Here is a 7,051-nt window from a genome sequence, read left to right on the forward strand (position 1 = left end):
CTTGACGGGGATAAGACCAGTTCATGTCTTTTTTTGTGTTGGCGTTATTCTTAGAAGAGCGTTTAAAGTAGCGGTAACGAATAAAATGTTTTTACTAGGTATTTAAATAGGGGTAACTGGCATCTAGTCAAACTCAATATTATTTTGAGTGTAACTGGTCACTGCTTATGGGCAGTATAAACATAATCTCTCTTTTAAACCTTCTAACAATTCTTCAGGCACTTCCCTAATTTTGATATCCTTACCTAGGAAAAGTAGCCAATTTGTTATTTCTGTTAATTCATCGAGATTGTTAACATTGATAAAAGTCTTTAAAATAGCTGTGGATTGGTAAGGATTTGTATAGGAAATAGAAATTTTTAAAGGATGGTATTTTTTGAACTGGGCAATCGCTTTTGGACCAAGTTCAAGTACAAGGTTGATTGCTTCGTCCTTCTTACTGAGTTTTTCTAAAATCATTTTCTTACTTAATCTCTTTTTCATCGTATAGGGTTCGACATTGATGAGATGATCGACAGGGAGCATCTTCTTTTTTTCTTCTTTTATGTCAAAGACTTCAATTATCCAATGGCTTTTTTCTTGATAAAGGTGTAGTAGATAAATTGGATAAGACTTGATTTCCGCTTCTTCTTTTATGGTAATCAATAAATGGCTATCCAAAAGAAGGATTTGGATGAGTTTTTCTAACATAGGATGGGGGAGGTCAGAAAGCTCAAGTAGGTCAGGATTATGAGGGTTAGTCCCTTCAAAAAGCAAGATTTGATTTAAAAGAACAAGGTCATCTTGCTGGATTTCTGAGATGAGTCCTAGTAGTTTTTCGGCTAAAGACTGACGACTCTTTAGATAGGGAAGTTGTTGATTTCTTGTGGCCATAAAGGCAATAAAAAGAGCTTTGACCTCATTATCAGTAAAGCGAACAACGGGCAGGATAGAGTTATGCATGACAAAATAGCCACCATCTCTTCCAACTTCAGCGACGAGCGGCATCCCCATGGCTTCAATCTCTCTAATGTCTCTAATAGCTGTCGATCGTGAGATGTTAAATTCTTGTATGATTTCAGAAATTGTAAAGTGGGAGCGGTTGTTGATGTACCGCATGATGGTATTAATCCGTTCAACTTTTTTCATGTTGGTCTCCTAAACAGTATCATTTTTTGACATGATTTAAGGATATTATAAACTTATCAGATGAAAAGATAAATCATTTGATTAATTTAAAAAAGAGGAAGGTTTTGAAGATGAAAAATTATACTTTAGAAGAAAAAGATAGCTTTATCGTGTTAGGTATTGGAACTGAACTTAAGAGCGAATACACAGACTTTGCTGGAATAAATAAAGAAAAAGAAGACTTTTGGGAGGCCGTTAAACAAGATGGAAGGCTTGACACTTTAAAGGATTTAGCTACAAATGATTACATTTTTTCTGTGAGCGAAGCGGTGAATAACAAGATGATGTATTATGCTGGTGTTATGACAGAGGCACAAATACAAGAAGAATCTAGAGTTATCCAGTTTCCTATGGGGGAATATTTAGTAGTTAAAGGGGAAGGCAAGACGGCTGAGGAGCTAAGTAATAAGCTTACTGGCATTGCCTTTGGTCAAGTCTTACCTGAAGTTAAGGATTTTGCCTATGTTGGTGGGCCAAATGCGACGGTTGAGATGGGGCAGCGAAACGGCTTAGTATTTGGTGAAATGTGGATTCCTGTTGTTAGGAAGTAAAGAGATTAAAGGAGAGATGGAATTGTCCGATATCGTTGATTTTAAAAACGTAACTACAGCTGGCTTAGAGTCTTCACCTATAGCGGAAGCGCTTGCTGGTTTACGTGCTCATGAAGCACGTTACTTTATGAACAAATACAAGCATGAATTTACGGTTGTACCAGCTAGTGAAAGCGAGGAGACTCTAGATTACGTGAACCGCGTTTTGAAAGAAGAACGTGATATTGAGTTTGCGGCAAAACCTTTAGAAATATCGTGTTTTCAAGTGGAAAATATTAAATTTGCCTATGTCTTCTATGAGGATGGTCTTGCAGTCAACGTCATGTATACGTTGGATAACCCGAAGAAGCGGGCTGTTGGGTTTAAGCTTTCTGAGGGAATGGAGATACCAAAGGAGTTAGCAGAGAAGTTTAAGTTTGCTAGGCAGAAGTCTAAACTTGCTGGAACAATTCGGGGTTCGTTTTTTGTAATAAAAGGAGAATATAGTGCAAGTTGAAGAACCAGTCATTTGTTGTATGGAGTTATTTTTTTAAAAGATGCGATTAAGGCTAACAATCTTGAATTGTTAGTCTTTTTTCACATAAGTATAATATTCATAGTCTGCTACACGCGACGTTCTTATAAAATGAAACAAAAGGAAATTACTATAAGGGGGTGGTGGGGTGAGCAAAAAAAGGCTATTTGAGTTATTCTTAGTAACTTTTGTTTTACTATTCCTTCATGTAAGCACATTTACCAATGAAAAATTGAACGATAAATTTGGTAACTTTACCTTCTTTGTTGTATTTCTCATGTTTTATATCAACGTTGTATTTATAGAGCGGTATTTTGATGATATACAAAAGTGGATTCGAAATATCATATTTCTTCTTGCCCTGTTAGTAGTAACTTTAATATCATTATGGATAGGTTACTTTTAAAGCCTAATCTCAGGGGACGAGAATGATGTGAACACGAAAGTCCCACAGTTAAAAAATCTGGAGGACTTTTCATAGAATAATAAATACATTGAACCCTGATAATAGTACGTTATGGTACCTCATATGTATAGGCATACATTAATCTTTTCTCTCTTCAATCATGATAAAATGAACGATAAGAAATTTATGTAAGATAAAGGGGGGGAGATTCATGGTCAGTTTTAGTACTTTGCTAGCTTTTGCACTTGTTTCACTTAGCATGGTTTGTTCACCTGGGCCTAATATGGTTTATCTCATCTCCCGTTCCATTACGCAGGGACGTATGGCAGGATTCATTTCTCTTTTGGGAATCATGCTTGGATTCGTAATCTATATAATCGCAACAATGTTTGGACTTACAGTTCTTTTCCTTGCTGTTCCCGCTGTCTATGAAGCAGTCAAGTGGGCAGGTGCCGCATACTTGCTCTGGCTCGCCTGGAATTCGATTAAACCTGGTGCTACATCTATCATGGAACCTCGTACTATTTCTAATGAGCCACCACGGAAATTATTTCTGATGGGACTTATGACTAATCTACTGAATCCAAAGATTGCTATTTTGTATGTGTCACTTCTACCTCAATTTGAAGATCCTGAGAAAGGATCGTTGCTTCTACAAGGTGCAGTTCTGGGCTTTACACAAATAACGGTTAGCTTTATAGTCAACCTCCTAATTGTATTTACAGCAAGTAGAGTTGCCAAATGGTTTGGCACACGCCCAACGTGGCTGCGAGTACAGCGTTGGCTTATGGCAAGCGTCTTGACAGGTCTTGCTGTACGTCTTGCTTTTGAACGTCGACAGTAAGAGCCTTCTTGAAAAAATTTACGATCTTTTTGAAACGATTGTAAGGGGAATAAGAATGATATTAAAAATAAAGCCAGCTACTGTAATGCTCTTACTTTTACTTAACGTTTTTTCAAAAATGCTAGTAGATGCTGTTTCTTTTTTTAGAGGATACGGTAGGAATACCGTATTTTTTTATTTTAGGGGAATTTTGTTTTGTTAGCTTGATAGCAATGTGAAACCTAAAATAATATGATCATATTATAAAAAGGGAGGAGGATATGAGTGCCTAAAATTGTTGATCAAATACAAAGGAAGAATCAGATAGCCACTGCTACTTGGCGTGTAATATTAGAAAAAGGTATTGATAAAGCTTCTATACAGCAAATCGCTGACGAAGCAAACATTTCGGTTGGACTTGTTCAGCATCATTTTTCGTCTAAAAATGAATTAATTCATTATGCAATGAATTTAGTATTGAATCGAATGGAAGAACGGGCAAACACTCGTACAAGTGAATTTAAGGGAACGAAAGAAGAAGCACTTAGAAGATTAATGAAATTTATTATTCCTTCTAATAAAAAAGAAATGTTGGAAGGGAAGGTTTGGATTACATTTCTGGGTATATCCTTTAGTTCCCCAGAACTTATTGAACTTCGGGAGAAAATGGATGACCATACGAGGTATCTTATGGGAATAATTCTAGATTTAATGAGGGATCTAGGATACGTCACACCAGGTCACAATAGAGAATTTGAATTAGAGATACTGTACGGATTTATCGATGGGCTAGTAATTCATGTCCTTCAAACACCAGAATCATATCCAGAAGAAAAAGTAAATCAACTTATTGAGTATTATTTAAAAGAAAAAAAGAGGGATTAATCGCATGAATAAAGTTTTCATTATTATTCTTGTAGTCGTTCTTGTATTGATTATTAGGCAGCTTATCCCGAAGAAAGTAGATAGCTCCGATCTTCTTGGTATACCAATCATGGCTATAATCAGAACTTATATGGGTCTTCCAAATAGATTAGACTTTATCATTACAATTGAATTAATTAGCTTGCTTATATTAGGAGCGATAGTTGGTTATTGGCAAGCTAAGAGAGTGAAAGTTTTTCATCATAACAATCAATTATGTAGTGTTGGAGGCTATACGTATATTATCGGATGGATTATTATGATTTTGGGCAGGATTGTTATTTTATTATTATTCAACCTTAACTCTCTCATACCGACATTTCATGCGGGACATGAACAATTTACGAGTGAAATATTTAAAGTTCTTTCTCATGCTGGAGATTGGTTAATATGGTCTACTATTCTTGCATCTTCCATAATGTATACCGTTACCTTATATAAGGATCACCCGGATATCAAGAAATTAATACATGCTCGTTTTAAAGAAATAAAACAACGGATAAAATATTAATTTAACTAATATGAATTGTGAAAGCATGTATTTGTTTTTTAGTGGATGGGTGGCCGATAAAATCTTGTATCATGTTTGCAATAGAAGTAACATAAAAAAGGATAACTACAATTAAAGGCGCATATGATTAACCTTAGTTATGAAAATTAATATATAACAGAAAACCATCAATTTGAACAATCTTTTTTCAAATTGATGGTTTTTATTTTTTGACCCCCATAAAATTGTTTATTTCTTCGAATATGTATAGTGAAGAAAGCAAATGAAAGAAAAAGCTAAAATTACCAAAAATATAGAGAAGAGTTATTCAAAGATTGCAGATAAAATAGAAAAAGAGCAAGAAGAACAAGTGATATTGCAAAAGAAAACAATAAAGCGGTAAAAAATATAGACTTCACTATAGCGCAAGTAGAAGAAATAGGCATTTGAAAAGTCGCTCGTGAAAAATATGAACACAACAAGAAGACAAGCCCCAAAAAAAGTACTAAGAAAATGTGGTTAAATGGTCACTTGTTTAGTGACCATTTTGCTATTTGAAGCAGAAGGAGGCAGGGAGATTACTAGTGTTGAGTTTAGTAATGAAGATCTTAAAAAAAACGAAAATAGAAGATATCGTATTTAACATACAAAACAACGGAGGAGATAAGGAAGCTTTTATCGTACAGTATCAGCCGTTTATTAGAAAATCAATCTCGTCTGTCTGCCGCCGTTATATTACAGAACAGGATGATGAATATAGCATTGGGTTGTTTGCGTTTAACGAAGCAATTGAACAGTATTCATATAAAAAAGGGAAATCTTTTCTAGCGTTTGCTGATCTTCTTATAAAAAGAGATGTAATTGACTATATACGTAAGGAGTCTAAGCATAATCTTGTCTTTTTAAAAGAAGATAAGCAAGAGGAAATATTAGAAATGCAAGTATCGCTTTCGGAGTATATGAAAGAGATGGAAAATAGTAACCGTAAGGAGGAAATTCTTCATTTTCAAAGTGTGCTAGCTGAGTTTAAAATCACATTTTCAGAGCTTGCTAAGGAATCTCCTAAGCATCGTGATACGCGTGAGCACTTAATAGAAATTGTAAAGATTATTATAAAAGACGAGAAAATGATGGAAGAGCTGTTCAGAAAGAAAAAGTTACCGCTGAAACATATTGAACCACGTGTTAGGGTAAGTCGTAAAACGTTGGAGCGACATAGAAAATACATTATAGCAATGTGTATTATCTTTGCAAACAACTATACATATATTCTTGATTATATAAGAGGGGAGAAGCATGATGAATAAAGGAATTGTGATGGATATAAAAAAACATAGCGTAGTTGTTTTAACTCCAAATGGAGAGTTTATTACGTTTAAAAGAAAAGTACACTCTTACATGATTGGAGAGGAAATCTCGTTTAACAAACAAGAGCAAAGAGCACCGCGTTTTTCAATCCCTTCTTTCTTAAAGCCTGCATCATTACTTGTTACTTGTTTTCTATGTGTGTTGCTGTTTTTCTACAACCAACCGGAAGAAAAAGTATTTGCTTATGTCTCAGTGGATATAAATCCAAGTTTAGAGGTGAGCGTAACAAAGGATCTTCGTGTTATAGATTTGCGAGCTTGTAATGATGATGGAAGGCGTATTTTAAAAGAAATAAAGCAATGGGAAAATAAAGACCTGCAAGACGTAATACGTACTATTATAAAGCAGAGTCAAGAGGATAAGTACTTAACGAATGATAAGCAAGTTATGCTAACAGCTGTTACAAAGGACAAGACGCTAGAACCACAGTTGGAAAAGGAAATGAAAGAATTAAAGAAAGAGTATGAGACAAAACATGTTTCAGTCGTATATCAAAGCAGTACGATGCAAATGCGGGAGAATGCCATGAAAGCAGGAGTTGGCACAGGTGTTTATATAAAGCGAGAGAATGAGAAGCAGAAATCACTTACTCCTCCTGCACCGCCGTCTAATCAAGAGGAGCGCGATGAGGAGATACATTCGCAACAAAAGTCATCTCCTGATATATCATCGGATTCGTCTCCTGTAAAAGAAAAAATACATGATAAGCAGGAGTATATAGAACAAAAGCAATACAAGGAACAGCAACCGAAGCAAATAAAAGGAAATAATGGACATCAGCAAGAGAACAATGGTAGAGAGTCTCAAG

General features: G+C 35.2%; 9 protein-coding genes. 8 read left to right on the forward strand and 1 reads right to left on the reverse strand.

Features of this window, described 5'->3' with window-relative positions; all coding sequences use genetic code 11:
• Positions 1 to 165: 165 nt before the first annotated feature.
• Positions 166 to 1,128 carry a helix-turn-helix transcriptional regulator gene (locus V7038_RS15505; RefSeq protein WP_070170450.1) on the reverse strand — a complete coding sequence of 321 codons (963 nt, stop codon included), beginning with the start codon at positions 1,126 to 1,128 and terminating at the stop codon, positions 166 to 168.
• Positions 1,129 to 1,238: 110 nt separating this feature from the next.
• Between V7038_RS15505 and V7038_RS15510 the strand changes: the two genes are divergently transcribed.
• The 8 genes from V7038_RS15510 to V7038_RS15545 form a co-directional block, all read left to right on the forward strand.
• The gene (locus V7038_RS15510; protein ID WP_033710900.1) at positions 1,239 to 1,718 is read left to right on the forward strand and encodes a GyrI-like domain-containing protein; all 480 of its coding nucleotides are present in this window, start codon (positions 1,239 to 1,241) and stop codon (positions 1,716 to 1,718) included.
• The gene (locus V7038_RS15515) at positions 1,705 to 2,214 is read left to right on the forward strand and encodes a phage tail protein (protein ID WP_070170449.1); all 510 of its coding nucleotides are present in this window, start codon (positions 1,705 to 1,707) and stop codon (positions 2,212 to 2,214) included. The genes V7038_RS15510 and V7038_RS15515 overlap by 14 nt, the downstream gene beginning before the upstream one ends.
• A gap of 166 nt (positions 2,215 to 2,380) precedes the next feature.
• Positions 2,381 to 2,638, forward strand: a complete 258-nt coding sequence (locus tag V7038_RS15520) for a DUF3963 domain-containing protein (RefSeq protein ID WP_070170448.1) — start codon at positions 2,381 to 2,383, stop codon at positions 2,636 to 2,638.
• 211 nt (positions 2,639 to 2,849) lie between these two features.
• Positions 2,850 to 3,482 carry a LysE family translocator gene (locus tag V7038_RS15525; protein ID WP_002110956.1) on the forward strand — a complete coding sequence of 211 codons (633 nt, stop codon included), beginning with the start codon at positions 2,850 to 2,852 and terminating at the stop codon, positions 3,480 to 3,482.
• A 264-nt stretch (positions 3,483 to 3,746) separates the two neighbouring features.
• On the forward strand, positions 3,747 to 4,346 hold the full coding sequence (locus V7038_RS15530) for a TetR/AcrR family transcriptional regulator (protein WP_002110955.1): 600 nt from the start codon (positions 3,747 to 3,749) through the stop codon (positions 4,344 to 4,346).
• A 4-nt stretch (positions 4,347 to 4,350) separates the two neighbouring features.
• Complete coding sequence (locus V7038_RS15535) at positions 4,351 to 4,896, forward strand: hypothetical protein (RefSeq protein ID WP_070139730.1); 546 nt, start codon at positions 4,351 to 4,353, stop codon at positions 4,894 to 4,896.
• A gap of 563 nt (positions 4,897 to 5,459) precedes the next feature.
• Positions 5,460 to 6,182: an RNA polymerase sigma factor SigI gene (gene sigI, locus V7038_RS15540; protein ID WP_002110953.1), complete on the forward strand. Its 723-nt coding sequence runs from the start codon at positions 5,460 to 5,462 to the stop codon at positions 6,180 to 6,182.
• Positions 6,175 to 7,051: anti-sigma factor domain-containing protein (locus tag V7038_RS15545; RefSeq protein ID WP_335470817.1), on the forward strand; the 877-nt coding region annotated here is incomplete at its 3' end. The genes sigI and V7038_RS15545, both read left to right, overlap by 8 nt.

Origin of the sequence: Bacillus sp. JJ783 (assembly GCF_036963225.1) — a bacterium.
Lineage (GTDB): Bacteria > Bacillota > Bacilli > Bacillales > Bacillaceae_G > Bacillus_A > Bacillus_A cereus_U.